Below are 18315 nucleotides of genomic sequence, written 5' to 3' on the forward strand. Positions count from 1 at the left end.
TGGCGGCTGACCCACTCCGGGCCGGGCGCGCGGTGGAAGAGGCGACGATGGCATATCGGTTCATGGACGATCGGATGGGGTGGCGTTGAGCGGGATCACGCGGCGCTCCGTCCTGCGCGGGGCCGGGCTGGGTGCCGGCGCAGCGGCCGTTCCCTGGCTGCCTGCCTGGGCGCAGCCGGTTTCGGCCGGAATCGTGACGCCGCGGCCGGCATCCTTGCCAACCTTGGCCGGCCCCGACATCGCGTTGCGCGTGGCGCATCAGACGATGATGATCGATGGGCGGACGCACCATGCGATCGGCATCAACGGCACGGTGCCCGCCCCGCTGATCCGGCTGCGGCAGGGACAGGACGTGCGGATCGCGGTGACGAACGCGCTGGCGGAAGAGACGTCCATCCACTGGCACGGGTTGCTGGTGCCGTTCCAGATGGACGGCGTGCCGGGCATCAGCTTTCCCGGCATCGCGGCGGGGGCGACGTTCGAATATCGGTTCCGGGTCGTGCAGGCCGGGACCTACTGGTATCACAGTCATTCGGGGTTGCAGGAGCAGATGGGCCATTACGGGCCGGTCGTGATCGATCCGGCGGGGCCGGACCCGATCGTGGCGGACCGCGAGCATGTCATCCTGCTGTCCGATCACAGCGCGCTGCACCCCCATGCGATCTTCCGCAAGCTGAAGCAGCAGGGCGGCTATTTCAACTACCAGAAACAGACGCTGGCGGGGTTGCTGGCCGGGCGGGACCAGCCGGCGAAGGACCGCGCGTCCTGGGGCGGCATGCGGATGGACCCGACCGACGTTTCGGACGTGACGGGATCGACCTACACCTATCTGGTCAACGGGCATGGGCCGGCGGACAACTGGACCGCGCTGTTCACGCCCGGCGAACGGGTGCGACTGCGGATCGTCAACGCATCGGCGATGACCAATTTCAACGTGCGGATACCGGGCCTGACGCTGACCATCGTGCAGGCGGACGGGCAGAATGTGCGGCCGGTGACGGTGGACGAGTTCCAGATCGCAGTGGCCGAAACCTATGACGTGATCGTGGAGCCGACCGCGGCGATCGCCCATACGCTGGTCGCCGAAGCCTGGGACCGGTCCGGCATGGCGCGGGCGACGCTGGCCCCGCGGGCGGGCATGACGGCGGCGGTGCCGGCGCTGCGCACGCGACCGCTGGCGACGATGACCGACATGGGGATGGGGGGCATGGGCGACATGGCCGGCATGGATCATGGCGCGATGGCCGCCATGTCTGCCGCGCCCGATGCGTGCCCGCCGGAACATGCCGCGATGGGGCATTGCCAGCTCGCAGGCCAGACCGGCGCGGGCGGGATGCCGGCGATGTCGCATCGGATGCGCGATTTCGCCAATGCGCCCGAACTGCCGCGTACGCCGGTGGTCCAAACGATTTCGCCGATGCCGGTCGACCGGACGGGCGCACCGCCGCAGGGGCTGGCCAATGCCGGGCACCGCGTGCTGGTGTACCGCGATCTGGTCGCGCTGGCCGTGAACCCGGACGTGCGCGCGCCGAGCCGGACGCTGCGCATCCACCTGACCGGCAATATGGAACGCTATATGTGGGCGTTCGACGGGGTGAAGCTGAACGCGGTGACCGCGCCCATCCCGTTCCGCGCGGGGGAGCGGGTGCGCGTGACGCTGGTCAACGACACGATGATGGCGCACCCGATCCACCTGCACGGGCATTTCTTCGAACTGGTGACCGGGCATGGCGACCATGCGCCGCGCAAGCACACGGTGAACGTGGCCCCGGGCGGCACCGCGACGTTCGACCTGACCGCCGATGCGATCGGCGACTGGGCGTTCCATTGCCACATGCTGTACCATATGCATGCCGGGATGATGCAGGTCGTGACCGTGCGGCCGGAGGGCGCGGCGTGAAGGCGGCGGTGATCGCGGCGGCGGCGCTGTTGCCGATCGCCACGCCGGTCGCGGCGCAGATGCCCGGCATGGGCGGAATGCACGCCATGCCGGGCATGGCGATGCCGGTCGCCAAACCGCGTGCCACCGGAAAAGGACCCGTGCGTGCGGCGCGGGCCGCCAAGGCAAGGCAACCCGTTGCAGCGCAGGCGGCGACGCCCGGTTGCCCGCCCGAACATGCGGCTATGGGGCATTGCACGGCAGCGGCGCCACCGCCCACGACACCGCCCACGACATCGGCGGTGCCACCGGTGGAGACGCCGGTAGCGGACGGAGGGCGGCGCGGGACGGACCGGCCCGCCGGGAACGCGCCGCCGCCGGCACCGCCGACGACGCTGGCCGCGGCGCGTTTCTACGACCCGGCCGCGATGGCGGCGGCGGATCGCCGGATGCGGGCGGAACATGGCGGGATGATGTTCAGTCGCGTGATGCTTAATCTGGCCGAGGTGCAGGCGCAGCGCGGCGAGGAAGGCTATCGGTGGGACGGCGAAGGCTGGTTCGGCGGCGACCTGAACCGGCTGGTGGTGAAGAGCGAGGGCGAGGCGGCGTTCGGGAGGCGGATCGACACGGCGGAGGTGCAGGCGCTCTACAGTCGGGCGATCGGGCCGTATTTCGACGTGCAGGCCGGGGTGCGGCAGGATCTGGGGCGGGGCACGCGCAGCTATGCCGCGATCGGGGTCGAAGGGCTGGCGCCATATTGGTTCGACGTGGAAGGCGCGCTGTTCCTGTCGAACCGCGGCGACGTGCTGGCGCGGGTCGAGGGCACCTACGACCAGCGCATCACGCAGCGGCTGATCCTGCAACCGCGCGCCGAACTGAACCTGGCGGCGCAGGACGTAGTGGCCAGCCGGATCGGGGCCGGGCTGTCCGATGCGGAACTGGGCCTGCGGCTGCGGTACGAGGTCCGGCGCGAATTCGCGCCCTATGTGGGCGTCGCGTGGGAACGGCGGTTCGGCCGGACGGCACGGCTTGCCCGCGCGGCGGGGGAGGGGCGCGGCGGCGCGGCGCTGGTGCTGGGGGTGCGCGCCTGGTTCTGACGGTGTTCCAGGCTGATCCAGGTTGCGGCCTTTATGCGGAACGTGCGGTCCGTCGACCGGTTTGAGCTTCTGTAACAAGGAGTTCTGCGATGAACGACGGCGCGACGAACAGCGGGCGCGACGATGCGCCGCTCGCGACATCCAAACATGGCGATCCGGCGGGCGAGACCGGTGGCCGGATCCGTAATACGGCCGGCGACCAGATCATGGCGCGCGCGGTGACGATCAACCGACCGCGGGCCGAGCTTTATGCCTATTGGCGGGACTTTGCGAACCTGGCGACGTTCATGGAGAATGTCGAACGGATCGACGTGACGGACGATCGCCGGTCGCACTGGGTGGTCGCCGCCCCCGCCGGCAAGAGCGTCGAATGGGACGCGATCGTGACCGAGGATCGGCCGGACGCACTGATCGCGTGGGAGACCGCCCCCGGCGCGGACGTGCCCAACAGCGGGCGGATCGAGTTTGCGGACGCGCAGGGCGGGCGTGGCACGGTGGTGACCGCGACGATCCTGTACGACCCGCCGGCCGGTATCGTCGGCAAGATCGTGGCCAAGCTGTTCCAGCGCGAACCCGCGATCCAGGCACGCCGCGACCTGCGCCGCTTCAAGCAGCTGATGGAAACCGGCGAGATCAGCACCAACGCGATGAACCCGGCGCAGGCCGCGGCCAAGGAGGCATAGTCCAATGCGCGCACTTGCCTGGCACGGCCGCCACGACGTTCGCGTCGATACCGTCGACGATCCGGAGATCGTCAACAAGCGCGACGCGATCATCAAGGTCACGTCCACCGCCATCTGCGGGTCCGACCTGCATCTGTATGACGGCTATATCCCGACGATGAAGGCGGGCGATATCCTGGGTCACGAGTTCATGGGCGAGGTGGTGGAGACCGGACCCGGCAGCACGTTGCAGAAGGGCCAGCGCGTCGTCGTGCCGTTCACGATCGCGTGCGGATCCTGCTTCCACTGCGGCAAGCAGCAATATTCGGCATGCGACAACGGCAACCCGGCCGACAACCAGGATATTGCCGAGACGCTGTACGGGCAGCCGATGTCCGGACTGTTCGGGTACAGCCACATGACGGGCGGTTATGCGGGCGGTCAGGCGGAATATGTCCGCGTGCCATATTCCGACGTCGGGCCGATCGTGATCCCGGACGGGGTCGACGACGACAAGGTGCTGTTCCTGTCCGACATACTGCCGACCGGATGGCAGGCGGCGGAGAATGCCGACATCGAACCGGGCGATACCGTTGCGGTGTGGGGATGCGGCCCGGTCGGGCTGTTCGCGGTGCAGTCCGCGTTCCTCATGGGCGCGGCGCGGGTGATCGCGATCGACCATTTCCCGAAGCGGCTGGAACTGGCCCGGCGGTTCGGCGCGGAGACGATCAATTTCGAGGAAACCGCCACCTACGATGCGCTGATGCAGATGACCGGCGGGATCGGGCCGGATGCATGCATCGACAGCGTGGGGCTGGAGGCGCACGGCCTGTTCGTCGATAATGTGATCGACCAGATCAAGAAATCGACGTTTCTCGGCACGGACCGGATCCATTCGATCCGCCAGGCGATCGTCGCGTGTCGCAAGGGCGGGCGCGTGTCGATGCCGGCCGTCTATGGCGGGATCGTCGACAAGTTCCCGTTGGGTGCGTTCATGGAGAAGGGGCTGACGCTGAAGACCGGCCAGACGCATGTGCAGCGCTATCTGCCGGGCCTGCTGAACGCGATCATGGAGGGAAAGATCGATACGACCTTCCTCATCAGCCACCGCATGCCGCTGGAGCAGGCGCCGGAAGCGTACCGGATGTTCCACGACGAACAGAATGACGTGACGAAGATCGTGCTGAAGCCCGGCATGGCCGTGCCCGCACCCGCCGCCGCCTGAAGGAGACAAGACCATGTCCGACCGTAAATATGCCGTCATCACCGGGGCCTCGACGGGCATCGGATTCGAACTCGCCAGCCTGGCCGCGGAGAATGGCTACGACATATTGGTCGTGGCCGACGAGGCGTTGATCGACGCGGCGGCCGCCGATTTCCGGACGCATGGCGGGGCGGTGGAATCGCTTCAGGCCGACCTGTCGACCATCGAAGGCGTCGACGCGCTGATCGCGGCCACCAACGGGCGGACCATCGACCTGTTATGCGCCAATGCCGGGCGTGGACTGGGCAAGGGGTTCCTCGATCAGGACGTGGCGGACTGGCGGCGGGTGGTCGACACCAACATCACGGGCACGCTGTACCTGTTGCAGACCGTGCTGCGCGACATGGTGGCGCGCGACGCCGGCAAGGTGCTGGTCACCGGGTCGATCGCGGGGTTCATCCCGGGCAGTTTCCAGGCGGTGTACAACGGCACCAAGGCGTTCGTGGACAGCTTCACCGATGCGATCCGCGACGAATTGAAGGAGGCCAAGGGCGTCACGATCACGACGCTGATGCCCGGGCCGGTGGAAACCGAGTTCTTCGACCGGGCCGACATGATGGACACGTCGGTCGGCGTGTCGGAGAGCAAGAGCGAGGCCGGCGACGTGGCGCGCGACGGCTGGGACGCGGTGATGGCAGGCAAGGCGAGCGTCGTGTCCGGCTGGAAGAACAAGGTTCAGGTCGCGATGGCGCATGTGACGCCGGCCCCGATTTTGGCGCACATGCACCGTAACATGGCCGAACCGGGCAGCGCGGAGTGACGGCCGGCGGGGTTTTTCGAGCGGCTGGGTCTGATACTCTTGACCTGGCCTGCCATCGCTGGGCGGTCGGTGCGGTGTTCCGGCCGTTACCGACCGCCTGACGGCGATGGCCGGCCGAGACTGCGGGCTTTGCTTTCCACCGTCATCCTGACGGAAGTCAGGATGACGGTAGGAATGACGCGGCGAGTCGGGTTCAAATAACGCTGATCACCATTTGTAGCGGAGCGTACCGACGACGGTGCGGGATGCGCCGAAATAGCAGCTGTTGTTGAAGAAGCAGCTGGCGATGTGGCGTTTGTCGAACAGGTTGGTCGCGTTGACCATGGCCGAGAAGCCTTCGAGCGCGGGCGCGGCCTTGCCCAGGTCGTAGCCGAGGACCGCATCGACCAGGACGAAACCGGGGCTGCGGAACCGGGTCAGGATCGTGCGGCCGGCGATGATCTGCGACGCCGTGCCGTCCGATGCGCCGACGTAGCGGACGCCGGCACCGACGTTCAGGCCGGACAGCGGCCCCGATGCGCGGCGATCGCGGGCAAGATCGTAGGACAGGAAGCTCGCCGCGCTCCAGGTCGGCACGCCGAGCGGCTTGGTGCCGGTGGCACCGCTGACCAGCCCGACCTTGGCGGGGTCGTTGCCCTTGGTCACTTTCGGATCGGTATAGGTGCCGGCCACCACGACATCGACGCCGGGCAGGATTTCACCGCGCCCTTCCAGTTCGATGCCGCGGATCGCGACCTCGCCGATCTGGATGTTGGAATTGGCCGGGATGTTGCCGGTGCCGGCGGCCGGATCGGCGACGGGCACGCGGCGGCGGCGCAGGTCGAACGCGGACAGCGTGAACAGCGCGTTGGTGCCCGGCACCTGATATTTGATGCCACCTTCATATTGCCGGCCGGTGACCGGATCGAACGGCGTACCATCGAACAGCGTGCCGGTCTGCGGTTCGAAGCTTTCGGAATAGCTGAAGAACGGTGCGGCGCCGAAGCCGAATTCGTACAGCGCGCCCAGCCGCATCGTGAAGGCGGTCTGGTCCAGCCGGGTGACGCCGTTCGTGACCCGGTTGACCGAGGTCTGGTCGTACCAGTCGTAGCGGCCGCTGGCGATCAGCTGCAACCCGCCGATCGCGACCTGATCCTGCAGATAGACGCCGGTCTGGTTGACGCGGCGATCGCCCCGCGTCTGGGTAAGCGGGAAATCGCGGACCGGCAGGCCGTAGACCGGTGCGAACAGGTTCAGGTTGGGAATGCCCTGCGCGACGCCGGTGTTGAACTGTTGCGCGTTGGACCCGCGGTTGTTCTGATAGTCGAGCCCGGCCAGCACGGTGTGGCGCAGCGGGCCGGTATCGAACGTGCCGGTGACGCGGTTGTCGAGGGTGAGCGTGCGGAAATCCTCGTCCGATCCGCCCCCGCCGCGGACGATGGTGCCGAAATCGGTGTTCGCATTGGCACCCGTGCCGGTGACCGCGAAATCCGAAAGATAGACCTGCCGGTAATGCAGTTTGGTCCGCAGCCAGCGCATGTTTGACGTGAAGCTGAAGGCCGGCGAGAAATCGTGGCGGAAGAGCGTGGACACCGAGGTCTGGCGGCGATCGAATGCCTCGTAATCGGGTTCGCTGACGTTCAGGTCGGTCGGAAACCGGCCGAGCGGGTTGGCGAGCGCGGAACCATAGACCGACACGCCGCTGTAGGAGGCGGCCTGCGGATCGCGCTGATAGTTCAGGATGAGCGAGAGGCTGGTATCGGCATCCGGCGCGAAGGTGAGCATCGGGCGGATATAATAGCGTTCGTTGGTGGTCCGCGCGATGAAGCCGTCGCTGCGTTCGCCGCCGCCGATCACGCGGAACAGCCAGCGGTCGGACGCGTCGAGCGGCTGGTTGATGTCGATCGACCCGCGGGCAAGGTCGTAATTGCCGCCGGCCAGTTCCACCTGCCCGCCGCGGCCCGCATAGGGCAGTTTGCTGGTGAGGTTGACGAGGCCGCCGGGGGTGGAGTTGCCGTACAGGACGGAAGCAGGGCCCTTGATGACGTCCACCCGGTCGATCAGATGGAAATCGACCTGCGGCGTGGCGTAGATGCCACCGAGCAGCCGCATGCCGTCCAGATACACGCCGGGGGAAAAGCCGCGGACGAACAGCTGGTCGTAACGCGTCGCGACGCCGCCGCGCTGGTTGGGTGCGACGCCCGCGACATAGGTGAGCGCCTGGTTGATCGACAGCGCGTTGCGGCGGACCAGTTCGGCATTGTCGATGACGGTGATGGCCTGCGGCGTTTCGATCAGGGGAGTATCGGTCTTGGTGCCGGTGATGCCCGGCCGGGCGGTACGGGCGCCGGTGACGACGACGGTTTCCGGGACATCGCGATCGTCGGTGGCGGCGGTAGCAAGGTCCGCGGCGGCAAGGGCGGGCGTGGCGGCACCGAGCATCAGCAGCGCGAACAGCGCCGCGCGGCGCACCCCGCACACCGCGGAACGCGAGAGGACTGGCATAACGATCATCAAATTCACCCCTGGTACATCGCATTGCTATTGCGACTGACTCGCATGTCTCCTAGAAGAGCGATCGACGCGGTGCAAGAGTGTGATCGGAAAAATCGATGAGTGTGGGGCAGTGAGGGTAGCGCGACGACGCAGTGGGGGACGGCGCGTCGCGATGGCGGCGCGGGCATCGACCGCGTTGCTGGGCGGCTATGCCGCGACGGCGGCGATCGCCACGCTGGCCGCGCGGTTGCTGCCCGGCACGGCGGTCGAGGCGACGGCCTGGGCGATGACGGTGTCCTTCCTGCTCTATGCCGCCATCGTGTTGTGGGCGTTTGCCGAGCGCCGGCTGATGCGCGTGATCGCGACGATCTGGCTGGCGGCGCTGGTGCCGGCCGGCATCGTTGCCGCGATCGGTCTGCGGCCATGACCGGGGTGCAGGACGAGGTCCCGCAGGGATTGCGCAAGGTGATGGCGTGGATCCACGGCTGGCTGGGGCTGCTGGCCGGGTGGATGCTGTTCGCGATGTTCCTGACCGGGACCGCCAGCTATTTCCGGCCGGAAATCACGCAGTGGATGCAGCCGGAGATGCGCGCCGCGCCGGTGCCGCCCGAACGCAGCGCGGCGGATGCGGTCCGGTATCTGCAGACGTTGGCCGGCGATGCGGCGCAATGGGCGATCTACCTGCCCGACACGCGTACGGCGGTGACCCGCGCCTATGTGCAGGACGCCCCGCCGCCGCCCGGCAGCCCGCCCAAGAAGCGCCGGCCCGAAATCGTGATCGACCCGGCGACGGGCGTGCAGACCACCGCGCGCGACACGCGGGGCGGCGAGCAGTTCTACCGGTTTCATTTCCAGTTGCAGTTGCCGCACCCATGGGGACGCTGGCTGGCCGGGCTGTGCGGCATGTTCATGCTGGTCGCGATCATCTCCGGCGTCATCACGCACAAGCGGATCTTCGCCGATTTCTTCCTGTTGCGGTGGGGGAAGGGGCAGCGCAGCTGGCTGGACGCGCATAATGTGTCGGCCGTGCTGGCACTGCCCTATCATGCGATGATCACCTATACCGGGCTCATCACGCTGGCGGCGCTGTACATGCCGTGGCCGGCCCGCACGAACTTCCCCACGCCCGACGCCTATTATCGCGCGATGACGGGCGAACCGCCCGAAACACCCGCAACCGGACGGGCGGTGCCGCTGGCATCGGTGTCTGCGATGGTGCGGGCGGCGGAACGCGAATGGCCGGGCGGGCGCGCATCGCGGCTGATCGTCCGCCATCCGGGCGATGCCGCAGCGACGGTGACCGTCGTCCGCCACGCGGGCGACGGGATGAACGCGCGCGGCGCCACGATCACCTATGCCGGCACGGACGGACGCCGGCTGGCGGCATCGGCACCGCCGGGCGCGGGGGTCGCGACGGCGGGCGTGATGCTGGGGCTGCACCTGGGCAGTTTCGCGGGGCCGGCGATGCGCTGGCTGTTCTTCCTGCTCGGCCTGACGGGCACGGCGATGGTGGGAACCGGATTGCTGCTGTGGACCGCCAAGCGGCGTCGGCCGGGGGCCGCGCCGTTCCTCGGCCTGCGGCTGGTCGAGCGGCTGAATATCGCGGCGGTGGCCGCGTTGCCGGCCGGGATGGCGGCGTTCCTGCTGGCAAACCGGCTGATCCCGGCGGGGCAGGCCGGGCGGGCGGACACGGAGGTGGCGGCGATGTTCTGGATCTGGGGCGGGGTGGCCGTGGCCGGCTGGCTGCGGCCGGCACGGCGGGCATGGGCGGAGACGCTGGCGCTGTCCGCGGTGCTGTTCGCGGCAATCCCGGTCGTCAACGCGATCACCACCGACCGCGGGCTTGACCGGACGCTGTTCGGCGATGGTGACGCGCTGTTCCGCGCGTTCGACCTGGCGATGCTGGCGATCGCGCTGCTGCTGGCGTTCGGGGCGAGCCGGGCGGGGCGGCGGCCGGTGCCGGCGCGGGCGCCGCGACGCAGGATCGAACGAAAGGAACCGGCCCATGCTGGCTGAACTCTGCCTGAGCTATTGCGGCATGGCGGCGCTGGCGCTGGCGACATACCGGCTGCGCGACCTGCGGCCGGTGCCGGTCGGGCCGCTGCGCGCGGCCGGTATGGTCCTGCTGGCGGGGGCGCTGGCGGGGGCGGTCCTGCGGCTGGGCGCGGGGCAGGGGGTGGTCGCCTTTCTGGCGACGGCGGGGCTGGCCGGGATCGCGCTGGTGCTGATCCTGTCCGCGCGGCCGCGGGTCGCGGTGTCGCCGCTGTTGTTCGCCGTGCGCGTGGCGGGGGCGACGCGGCGACCGATGGGTACGGCGCTGCACCCCGACGGCGCATCCGCCGGCGGGTAGCGTCCGGTGCGTCAGGCGTGGTCGGTGCGTCCGGGCTTGGGGCCATCCTTCATGAAGCGTTAGTATCCCCACGCTACGCAACAGGTTGAATTCAGGGGAATCTGCAATGCAGCCAGGATGTCAGGGTTGTCGAACGAGCGTGCAAGACTTCGGCATCGCCATGGCCTTTCAGCCGATCGTCGATGTCGTGACCGGGCGACCGTTTGCGTATGAGGCGCTGGTGCGCGGTCCGGACGGGCAGGGTGCGGGCGAGGTCCTGTCAGCCGTCACGCCGGAAAATCGCTATGCCTTCGACCAGCAGTGCCGGGTGGCCGCGATCGAGGGCGCGGTGGCGGCCGGGATCCTGGAAACCGACGCGCGGCTTTCCATCAATTTCCTGCCCAACGCGGTCTATTCGCCGGTCGCGTGTATCCAGCTGACGCTGAAAACCGCGCATGCGACCGGTTTTCCGACCGACCGGCTGATCTTCGAGTTCACCGAGAACGAGGAAATGGCCGATATCGACCATGTGAAGCATATCGTCGAAAGCTATCGCAAGATGGGGTTCGCGACCGCGGTGGACGATTTCGGCGCCGGGCATGCCGGGCTGGGCCTGCTCGCCAATTTTCAGACGGATTTCATCAAGCTGGACATGGATCTGATCCGCGGGATCGACACCAGCCTGCCACGTCGGCTGATCGTGGGCGGGGTGGTGCGGATCGCGGAGTCGCTGGGCATCACGGTGATCGCGGAAGGGATCGAGACCGTCGCCGAATATGACGCGCTGCGCGGTATCGGCGTACGCTATATCCAGGGATATCTGCTCGCACGGCCCGGTTTCCGCGCGCTGCCCGCAGTGACCCTGCCGGAGACCCGTTACACGGCGGTGGCCTGAACCACTGCCGCCCGGTTGCCCCAGGGCAGCGGGCGGCCGGCGGCATCGACCGCGACCATGACGAATTCGGCGGACGCGGCATGGTGGCGCGCCGCAGACGCCAGATCCTCCGTCACCAGCGTCACGCCGACGGCGACGGACGTGCGGCCGGCGGCGACGATGGTGGCGGTCAGTTCAACCAGCGCGCCCTGCCGTACCGGGCGGCGGAAACCGAGCTGGCGGGACGCGACCCTGACCATGACGCCGCGGGTGTGGCGCGTCGCGGCGATGAAGGCGGCCTTGCCCAGCATCGCGAGCGCATCGCCCCCGAACAGCGTGCCGCGATGGTTGGTGTCGCCGGGGAACACCATGTCGATCAGCCGGACGACGGGACCCGCCGGCGTTTCCGCCAGTGTGTCCGCCGACGCGTCGGGCGCGGCGGTCATGCCGCCGCGCGCAGCGTGCGGGCGGCGGCGACCAGCGCGATCAGCGCCGGCCGCACCTCCGGCCATTTGCGCGTCTTCAGCCCGCAATCCGGGTTCACCCAGATCTGTCCGGCCGGCAGATGGGCGAGTGCCAGGCGCAGCAGCGCCACCATCTCGTCCGCCGCCGGCACGCGCGGGGCGTGGATGTCGTACACGCCGGGACCGATGTCGTTGGGGTAGCGATAGTCCGCAAAGCCTTCGAGCAGTTCCATCTGCGACCGGGCGGTTTCGATCGAGATCACGTCGGCGTCCATCGCGCCGATCGCGGGCAGGATGTCGTTGAATTCCGAATAGCACATGTGCGTGTGGATCTGCGTTTCGTCGCGCACGCCCGACGCCGACAGCCGGAAGCTTTCCACCGCCCAGTCGAGATAGGCCGCCCAGTCGCGGCGGCGGAGCGGCAGGCCTTCCCGCAGCGCGGCTTCGTCGATCTGGATCAGTTTGGCGCCCGCCGCCTCAAGGTCGATCACCTCGTCCCGGATGGCGAGTGCGATCTGGCGGCAGCTGACGGCGCGCGGCTGATCGTCGCGCACGAACGACCAGTTGAGGATGGTGACCGGGCCGGTCAGCATGCCCTTCATCGGCCGTTCGGTCAGGCCCTGCGCATAGGCCCACCAGTCGACGGTCATCGGGGCGGGACGGGCGACGTCACCGTACAGGATCGGCGGACGGACGCAGCGCGAGCCGTAGCTCTGCACCCACGCGCTGCGCGTGAAGGCGAAACCGGACAGCCGTTCGCCGAAATACTGTACCATGTCGTTGCGTTCGAATTCGCCGTGGACGAGCACATCGAGGCCGATCGATTCCTGCCAGTGGACGGTTTCGGCGGTTTCGGTTCGCAGGAAGCCTTCATAGGCGGCAGCATCGATTTCGCCGCGCATGAACTGCGCGCGGGCATGGCGGACGCCGGGGGTCTGCGGGAAGCTGCCGATCGTGGTGGTGGGGAAGGCGGGCAGGTTGAGCCGGGCGGCCTGGAGCGGCTGGCGGATGGCGAAATCCGACGTGCGGCGGGCCTGATCGGGCGTGACCGCGGCAAGGCGCGCGGCGACCGCGGCGTCGTGGATGCGCGGCGATGCGGCGCGTGCCGCAGCCGCGGCGGTCGATGCGGCGAGCGCGTCGCCGACCGCAGCCCGACCATGGTTGAGCGCGCGTTTCAGGACGTCGAGTTCGGCGATCTTCTGCACGGCAAAGGCCAGCCACTGCGCAATTTCGGGATCGAGCGCGGTTTCGAGCGCGAGATCGACGGGGGTGTGCAGCAGCGAGCAGGAGGGCGCGAGGATCAGGTCGCGCGTCGCGGCCACCGGTTCGAGCCGGTCAAGCAGCCGTTCGAGATCCGCGCGCCACACGTTGCGGCCGTCGATGATGCCGAGTGACAGCAGCAGGTCCGGCCGGGCGGCGGCCAGCACGGATTCAAGCTGTTCCGGCGCGCGGACGAGATCGATGTGCAGGCCGGCGACGGGAAGCGCGAGCGCGCAGTCCAGATTGTCGCCGATCGCGCCGAAATAGGTGGCGAGCATGAGCTTCGGTCCGGCCCCGGCAAGGCGGGCATAGCTGCGGGTGAAGGCGTCCCGCTGCGCATCGGTGAGGTCGAGGACGAGGCCGGGTTCGTCGATCTGCACCCAGTCCGCGCCGAGTGCCGCAAGCTGTGCCAGCACGTCGGCATAGATCGCGACCGCGGCATCGAGATGATCGAGCGGATCGACACCGTGCCCCTTGGCGAGCAGTGCCCAGGTGACGGGACCGAGCAGGACGGGGCGGGCGGCGATCCCCTGTGCCCGCGCTTCGCGATAGTCATCGAGGATGCGCGTGGAGGACAGCGCCAGCATTGTGTCCGCGGTCAGTTCGGGGACCATGTAATGATAGTTGGTATCGAACCACTTGGTCATTTCCTGCGCGGTATGGCCGGCACCAGCGCAACAGGCGGCGCCGTCCGGACCGGCACCCACTTCGGCGGTCGCGCCGCGCGCCATGGCGAAATAGGTCGACAGATCGACCGGGCCGCCGGGATGGGCGTAGCGCGCCGGGACCGCACCCAGCATGACGCTGGTATCGAGGACATGATCGTAGAGCGAGAAATCGCCCGCCGGGATATGGTCCGCGCCGAGATCGCGCTGGCAAGCCCAGGCTGTGCCACGCAGGGTGGCGGCGGTGGCGTGGAGAGCGGCGGTATCGTCCTGCCCTGACCAATGTCTTTCGAGTGCGAATTTCAGTTCGCGGCGCGCGCCGATGCGCGGGAAACCCAGTGTAGCGACGGTTACGGTCATATTCTACTCACCCCGATGGCGGGCGAGGGGCCGGAACGGACGCACACGGGACATTCGTCGCCGGACAACTAGTCCGGACGCCTAATTCCCCACGGGGCGACCAGACCGGACACCCCGCCGGAGGACGTTATCTGTCGAGGCAGGTCTCCTGGCTCACGGGTCGTCGCTACGGTCCGGCCTTCCCGGGGTCGCCCCCAGTGACATTGTTGGACCGCCGCTCGCCGCTTACAGTTGCGGGGGCAGCGCCGGCATTGGCCCCGAAGGACCGCACCGGCTTCCCGTCTTAGCTCCCCCGTTGCGAACAACGGGGAAGAACCTCAACACTATCCTTGTGGCCGGCGGGGGCGGAGCCGTCAAGGCAGATATAAAGATATCCTTATATCTGCAACTCGACAGGTCCGGTCAGGCGAGCGTCAGGCCGACGTCGACATTGCCGCGCGTGGCGTTTGAATAAGGGCAGACTTCGTGGGCCGCCTTCATCAGCTTTTCACCGTCGGCGCGGTCGACCCCCGGCAGCGAGACGGTGAGGTCGGCGGTGATGCCATAGCCCCCCTCGGACCGCGGGCCGAAGCCGATTTCGGCAGTGACGGTGGCATCGGACGGGACCTTGACGCCTTCCTTGCCCGACACCGCCTTCATCGCGCCCAGGAAGCAGGCGGAATAGCCGGCCGCAAAGAGCTTTTCCGGGTTGGCGCCAACGCCGCCGGGGCCGCCCATTTCCTTCGGCACGACGAGTTTCACATCGACCGAGCCATCGTCGGACTTTGCAGAACCGTCACGGCCGCCGGTTGCGGTGGCAGTGGTCTTGTAGATCGGATCGACGGACATGCGTGTTTCCTCGTGGCGCGGGTAGATTCGGAGTTGGGAACGGTCTGAGGCGGGATGCGCCGCACGACCGTTCGTGCCGACGCGGCAGGACGGTGCCGCGCGACGCCGAAATGAAAATCCGGGACCGGGTGCGGCGCGTCAGTCGCGGTCGCAGCGCGCGAAGGCGTCCTCGACCTGATCGGCCCAGGCGTTGCGCGCTTCATATTGGCCGAGTTGCGCCGCGGTGCGGGCGACGCGTTCGGCCGGGCTGGCAGGCATCGTCTGGAGCCGAAGCGGCCTTGGCCGGGCGGCGCGCAGCCGGCGGATATCGGCGGCCGAGGGGCAGCGTGCGACGGTGGCGTCCGCCGGCCTGCGTTGGGTTGCCGGCGTGGCGGCGGGGGGCGGGATCAGCAGCACCGGGACCGGCGGCGGTGCGGCCGACCGGCCGGGGATGCCGGCCGTGCAGGCGGCGATCAGCGGGACCGCGAGCAGCACTGCGAACCGGCGACCGCGCCTCATTTCCAGCCGGTCCATGCCGCGCGGCTATCCTGTTCGATGATCCGCGCATCGCCCGCCGCGGTGCCCGTGCTCTGCGTGGCGCGCAGGCGGGAGATTTCGGTGCCGGTGTCGGGGTGTGACCGGGTCGGGACGGGTGCGCCGGCCGCCGCGACGGCGGATGGCGCGGCGGCCGCCATCGCGACCGCAGCGTCGCGTGCGGCCACGATACGCGCCACGGCATCTGCGGCGTCCGCAGGCGTGGGGGGCGGGCCGGCGGTGGCCTGGCCGAGTTGGCGGAGCAGCGCGTGCTGCCAGGTCCGCAGGGCGGCGGCGTCGCGCCGCGCGCCGGCCCAGAGCAGCGCGACCGACAGCAAGGCGGCGAGCGCCAGCGCCAGACCGATTCCGAGCAGGAGGCTCAACCTGTTGGGATCGGTGCGCGGCATCGGTTCCGTTTCTCGTTGCGGCGCATCCCTTAGCGCAGCGATGTGCGCGATACCAAGCAGATCGTCAGGCTCAGATGGCGAGCGGCGCGACGTAGCCGGTGAGTTCGAGATAGCCACGTCCGCCGCGCGTGCGGACCGCCCCCTCCCAATAGACCGGCAGGCCGCCGGCGCGGGCGTCGAGTTCCTGCGCATCGAACAGCGGGGTGAGGCGGTAGCGGCGGACCCCTTCGGGCAGGCGGACGGACAGCAATTGTTCGACCGGGTATAGCGCACCGGTGCGGGGCGAGCGCCAGCGGCGCAGCGGGGTGAGCGTCACGTCACCGGGCGCGAACCGCACGATCCGCCCGTCCGGCCGGCGCAGCGACCCGCCCGCCCAGACCGTACCGCCCGATTTGCCACGGATCCGGAACGCCATGAGCGCGGACCCGTCGTCCAGGTTGAGGCCGGTCCAGTCCCAGCCCGCCGCGCGGGAATCGAGATAGCTGGACGACCATTCGCGGTCGAGCCACGCCTCCCCCGTCACCGCCACGCTGCGTCCGCCGCGCAGGACGGTGCCGGCGACCTTCAGGTGCGGAACCGAGTAATAGCGACTGGCGTCGGCCGGGTTGGGTCCCTTGCGGCTATACCCGCCCTGCCCCTGCGCGAACGGCGGCTGGGTGGGGGTGAGGCCGAGCGCGAGCGTGAAGTCCTTTGCCGGGATGCGCGTTTCGAAACGGCCGGCGGGGGTTCGGCGGAACGTCCAGTCGCGGATCGCGACCGCCGCGTCGCCGGTCGCGGCCTGCGCCAGCCCGAAGCCGGCGCGCGCCGACCGCTGGTCGTGCAGCAGGCGACCGGTGGCGGGATCGGACAGGCCGGCATGCGCGAACACGACCTGGCTTGGGTTGAACGCGCTGGGATTGCGCGGATCGACGGGCAGGCGGGAGCGGAAGAAGGTGACCTGGAAGCCCAGATCCTGCCCGTCCGCGGTGCGCAGCCAGCCGGTGGCGTACCACCATTCGGTGCGATAGGCCGGGTGCGCGCCGTGGTCCGCGGGGAAGGTCAGCGGCACTCCGGGGCGGACGACCGGATAGTCGGTAACGGGTGCTGCAGCGGCGAGCAGCAGCAGCGCGAGGAGGGTCCAGAGCCGGCGCATCACCAATCCTCCCGCACCGCGCGCACGGCATCGACCGCGACCGCGCGGCGGCCGGCCAGCATAGCCGTGGCGGCCGCTGCGACAACCAGCGCAGCGGCGACACCCGCGATCAGCGGGATCGGCACACGCGTCGTCATCGTCCAGTTGAACGACTGCGGATTGACGACGTGGATCAGGATCTGGCTGAGCCCGAGGCCGAGCGCGATCCCGGCGACGCCGCCGACCGCGCCGAGCAGCGCACCCTCCGCCCCCAGCATCGCGACGATCTGCGCCCGGCCCGCACCGATATGGCGGAGCATGCCGAATTCGCGGATGCGCGCGATCGTCTGGGCCGAGACGGTGGTGGCGACGCCGGCGAGGCCGACCAGCACCGCGACCGCTTCGAGCAGATAGGTGATCGCGAAGCTGCGGTCGAACAGGTCGAGCGCGTAGGCGCGGAGCGTCCTGGGGCTGGCGACGGCGACCTGGCCGGCAAGCGCGGGGGGGGCGGCGGCGATCAGCGCGCGGCGGACGCGGGCCGGGTCGGCACCGGAGGCAAGCGTGACAGCGCCCTCGTCACGGACGGCGTCTCCGGTCAGCCGGTTGTAGGCGGCGGTATCGATCGCGATCGCGCCCTGTTGCCGCGCATAGTCGCGCCAGATGCCGGCCACCGCGAACCGCACGCCGCCAGCGCCGATGGGCAGTGCCAGCGTGTCGCCGCGGTCCTTGTGCATCACGCGTGAGGCGGGTTCGGACAGCCAGACGGCGACGGTGCCGGCGGGAACCGCGACGCTGGGGCCGATCAACGGCAGCGTGGCATCGATCGGACGGGCGATCAGGATGGTGGCGGGCTGGCCGGGGTCGAGCGTGAGCGGGACCTGGCGGGTGAAGGCGATGCGCGCGACGCCGGGGACGGCGCCCAGCCGCGCCTGTGCCGCGGGGTCGAAGCCGCCGGCGTCGCCTTCGACGCGGAGGTACAGATCGGCGGACAGCACGTCGCCCAGCCAGTCGTCGACCGCGCCGCGGAAACTGGTGACCATGACGGCCATCGCGATCATCAGCGCGGTGCTGGCGACGATACCGCCCAGCGCCACCGCGGCCTGGCCGGGCGCACCGCGCAGATGGCGGATCGCAAGGTCGAAGGCGGGGCGGCCGGTGGCCCGCGCGTCGAACGGGGCGAGCAGCACCCGCGCCGCCCACGGCATCGCCGCGACGCCGCCGGCCAGCACCAGCGCCATCGCGACATAGCCGAACAGCGGCAGTCCGCCGACCGCAGGCAGCAGCGCGGCAGCAACCCCGCCCGCGACGAGGGCCAGCGGCACGCGCCACGCGACCGGGGCACGCGGATCGACGACGTCGCCGGCGTT

General features: G+C 69.3%; 17 protein-coding genes and 1 riboswitch. Of the genes, 9 read left to right on the top strand and 8 right to left on the bottom strand.

The window, feature by feature from the left end:
* Positions 1-85: 85 nt before the first annotated feature.
* The 5 genes from BKY59_RS07755 (at position 86) to BKY59_RS07775 (ending at position 5662) form a co-directional block, all read left to right on the top strand.
* On the top strand, positions 86-1900 hold the full coding sequence (locus BKY59_RS07755) for a copper resistance system multicopper oxidase (RefSeq protein WP_076070367.1): 1815 nt from the start codon (positions 86-88) through the stop codon (positions 1898-1900).
* Positions 1901-1959: 59 nt separating this feature from the next.
* Positions 1960-2976, top strand: a complete 1017-nt coding sequence (locus BKY59_RS07760; RefSeq protein WP_076070369.1) for a copper resistance protein B — start codon at positions 1960-1962, stop codon at positions 2974-2976.
* 89 nt (positions 2977-3065) lie between these two features.
* Complete coding sequence (locus tag BKY59_RS07765; RefSeq protein WP_076070333.1) at positions 3066-3659, top strand: SRPBCC family protein; 594 nt, start codon at positions 3066-3068, stop codon at positions 3657-3659.
* A 4-nt stretch (positions 3660-3663) separates the two neighbouring features.
* Complete coding sequence (locus tag BKY59_RS07770; RefSeq protein ID WP_076070334.1) at positions 3664-4863, top strand: zinc-dependent alcohol dehydrogenase; 1200 nt, start codon at positions 3664-3666, stop codon at positions 4861-4863.
* A gap of 13 nt (positions 4864-4876) precedes the next feature.
* The gene (locus BKY59_RS07775) at positions 4877-5662 is read left to right on the top strand and encodes an SDR family NAD(P)-dependent oxidoreductase (RefSeq protein ID WP_076070336.1); all 786 of its coding nucleotides are present in this window, start codon (positions 4877-4879) and stop codon (positions 5660-5662) included.
* A 207-nt stretch (positions 5663-5869) separates the two neighbouring features.
* Here the strand turns inward: BKY59_RS07775 and BKY59_RS07780 are convergent, their stop codons facing one another.
* Complete coding sequence (locus BKY59_RS07780) at positions 5870-8155, bottom strand: TonB-dependent siderophore receptor (protein WP_083671968.1); 2286 nt, start codon at positions 8153-8155, stop codon at positions 5870-5872.
* Positions 8156-8309: 154 nt separating this feature from the next.
* Between BKY59_RS07780 and BKY59_RS07785 the strand changes: the two genes are divergently transcribed.
* The 4 genes from BKY59_RS07785 to BKY59_RS07800 all read left to right on the top strand — a co-directional run bounded on the left by BKY59_RS07785 (position 8310) and on the right by BKY59_RS07800 (position 11361).
* Positions 8310-8564, top strand: a complete 255-nt coding sequence (locus tag BKY59_RS07785; RefSeq protein ID WP_076070340.1) for a hypothetical protein — start codon at positions 8310-8312, stop codon at positions 8562-8564.
* Positions 8561-10153 carry a PepSY-associated TM helix domain-containing protein gene (locus tag BKY59_RS18215; protein ID WP_076070342.1) on the top strand — a complete coding sequence of 531 codons (1593 nt, stop codon included), beginning with the start codon at positions 8561-8563 and terminating at the stop codon, positions 10151-10153. Before BKY59_RS07785 ends, BKY59_RS18215 begins: the two co-directional genes overlap by 4 nt.
* A complete protein-coding gene (locus BKY59_RS07795) occupies positions 10143-10487 on the top strand; it encodes a DUF3325 domain-containing protein (protein ID WP_076070344.1) in 345 nt (114 codons plus the stop codon). Before BKY59_RS18215 ends, BKY59_RS07795 begins: the two co-directional genes overlap by 11 nt.
* A gap of 106 nt (positions 10488-10593) precedes the next feature.
* Positions 10594-11361: an EAL domain-containing protein gene (locus tag BKY59_RS07800; RefSeq protein ID WP_420822083.1), complete on the top strand. Its 768-nt coding sequence runs from the start codon at positions 10594-10596 to the stop codon at positions 11359-11361.
* Here BKY59_RS07800 and BKY59_RS07805 read toward each other — a convergent pair.
* The 7 genes from BKY59_RS07805 to BKY59_RS07835 form a co-directional block, all read right to left on the bottom strand.
* On the bottom strand, positions 11343-11786 hold the full coding sequence (locus BKY59_RS07805) for an acyl-CoA thioesterase (protein ID WP_076070373.1): 444 nt from the start codon (positions 11784-11786) through the stop codon (positions 11343-11345). The genes BKY59_RS07800 and BKY59_RS07805 overlap by 19 nt on opposite strands.
* Positions 11783-14089 carry a 5-methyltetrahydropteroyltriglutamate--homocysteine S-methyltransferase gene (gene metE / locus BKY59_RS07810; RefSeq protein WP_076070346.1) on the bottom strand — a complete coding sequence of 769 codons (2307 nt, stop codon included), beginning with the start codon at positions 14087-14089 and terminating at the stop codon, positions 11783-11785. The genes BKY59_RS07805 and metE overlap by 4 nt, the downstream gene beginning before the upstream one ends.
* A 121-nt stretch (positions 14090-14210) precedes the next feature.
* Positions 14211-14424: riboswitch (cobalamin riboswitch) on the bottom strand.
* A 67-nt stretch (positions 14425-14491) separates the two neighbouring features.
* On the bottom strand, positions 14492-14917 hold the full coding sequence (locus BKY59_RS07815) for an organic hydroperoxide resistance protein (RefSeq protein ID WP_076070347.1): 426 nt from the start codon (positions 14915-14917) through the stop codon (positions 14492-14494).
* A 138-nt stretch (positions 14918-15055) separates the two neighbouring features.
* Positions 15056-15415 carry a hypothetical protein gene (locus tag BKY59_RS07820; protein WP_129586279.1) on the bottom strand — a complete coding sequence of 120 codons (360 nt, stop codon included), beginning with the start codon at positions 15413-15415 and terminating at the stop codon, positions 15056-15058.
* Complete coding sequence (locus BKY59_RS07825) at positions 15412-15813, bottom strand: hypothetical protein (RefSeq protein ID WP_129586280.1); 402 nt, start codon at positions 15811-15813, stop codon at positions 15412-15414. The genes BKY59_RS07820 and BKY59_RS07825 overlap by 4 nt, the downstream gene beginning before the upstream one ends.
* A gap of 94 nt (positions 15814-15907) precedes the next feature.
* Complete coding sequence (locus BKY59_RS07830; RefSeq protein ID WP_076070352.1) at positions 15908-16969, bottom strand: lipocalin-like domain-containing protein; 1062 nt, start codon at positions 16967-16969, stop codon at positions 15908-15910.
* A partial coding sequence (locus BKY59_RS07835; RefSeq protein ID WP_129586281.1) for an ABC transporter permease occupies positions 16969-18315 on the bottom strand: 1347 nt, incomplete at its 5' end. The genes BKY59_RS07830 and BKY59_RS07835, both read right to left, overlap by 1 nt.

This window comes from Sphingomonas montana (genome assembly GCF_001956315.1).
Classification (GTDB): domain Bacteria; phylum Pseudomonadota; class Alphaproteobacteria; order Sphingomonadales; family Sphingomonadaceae; genus Sphingomonas_R; species Sphingomonas_R montana.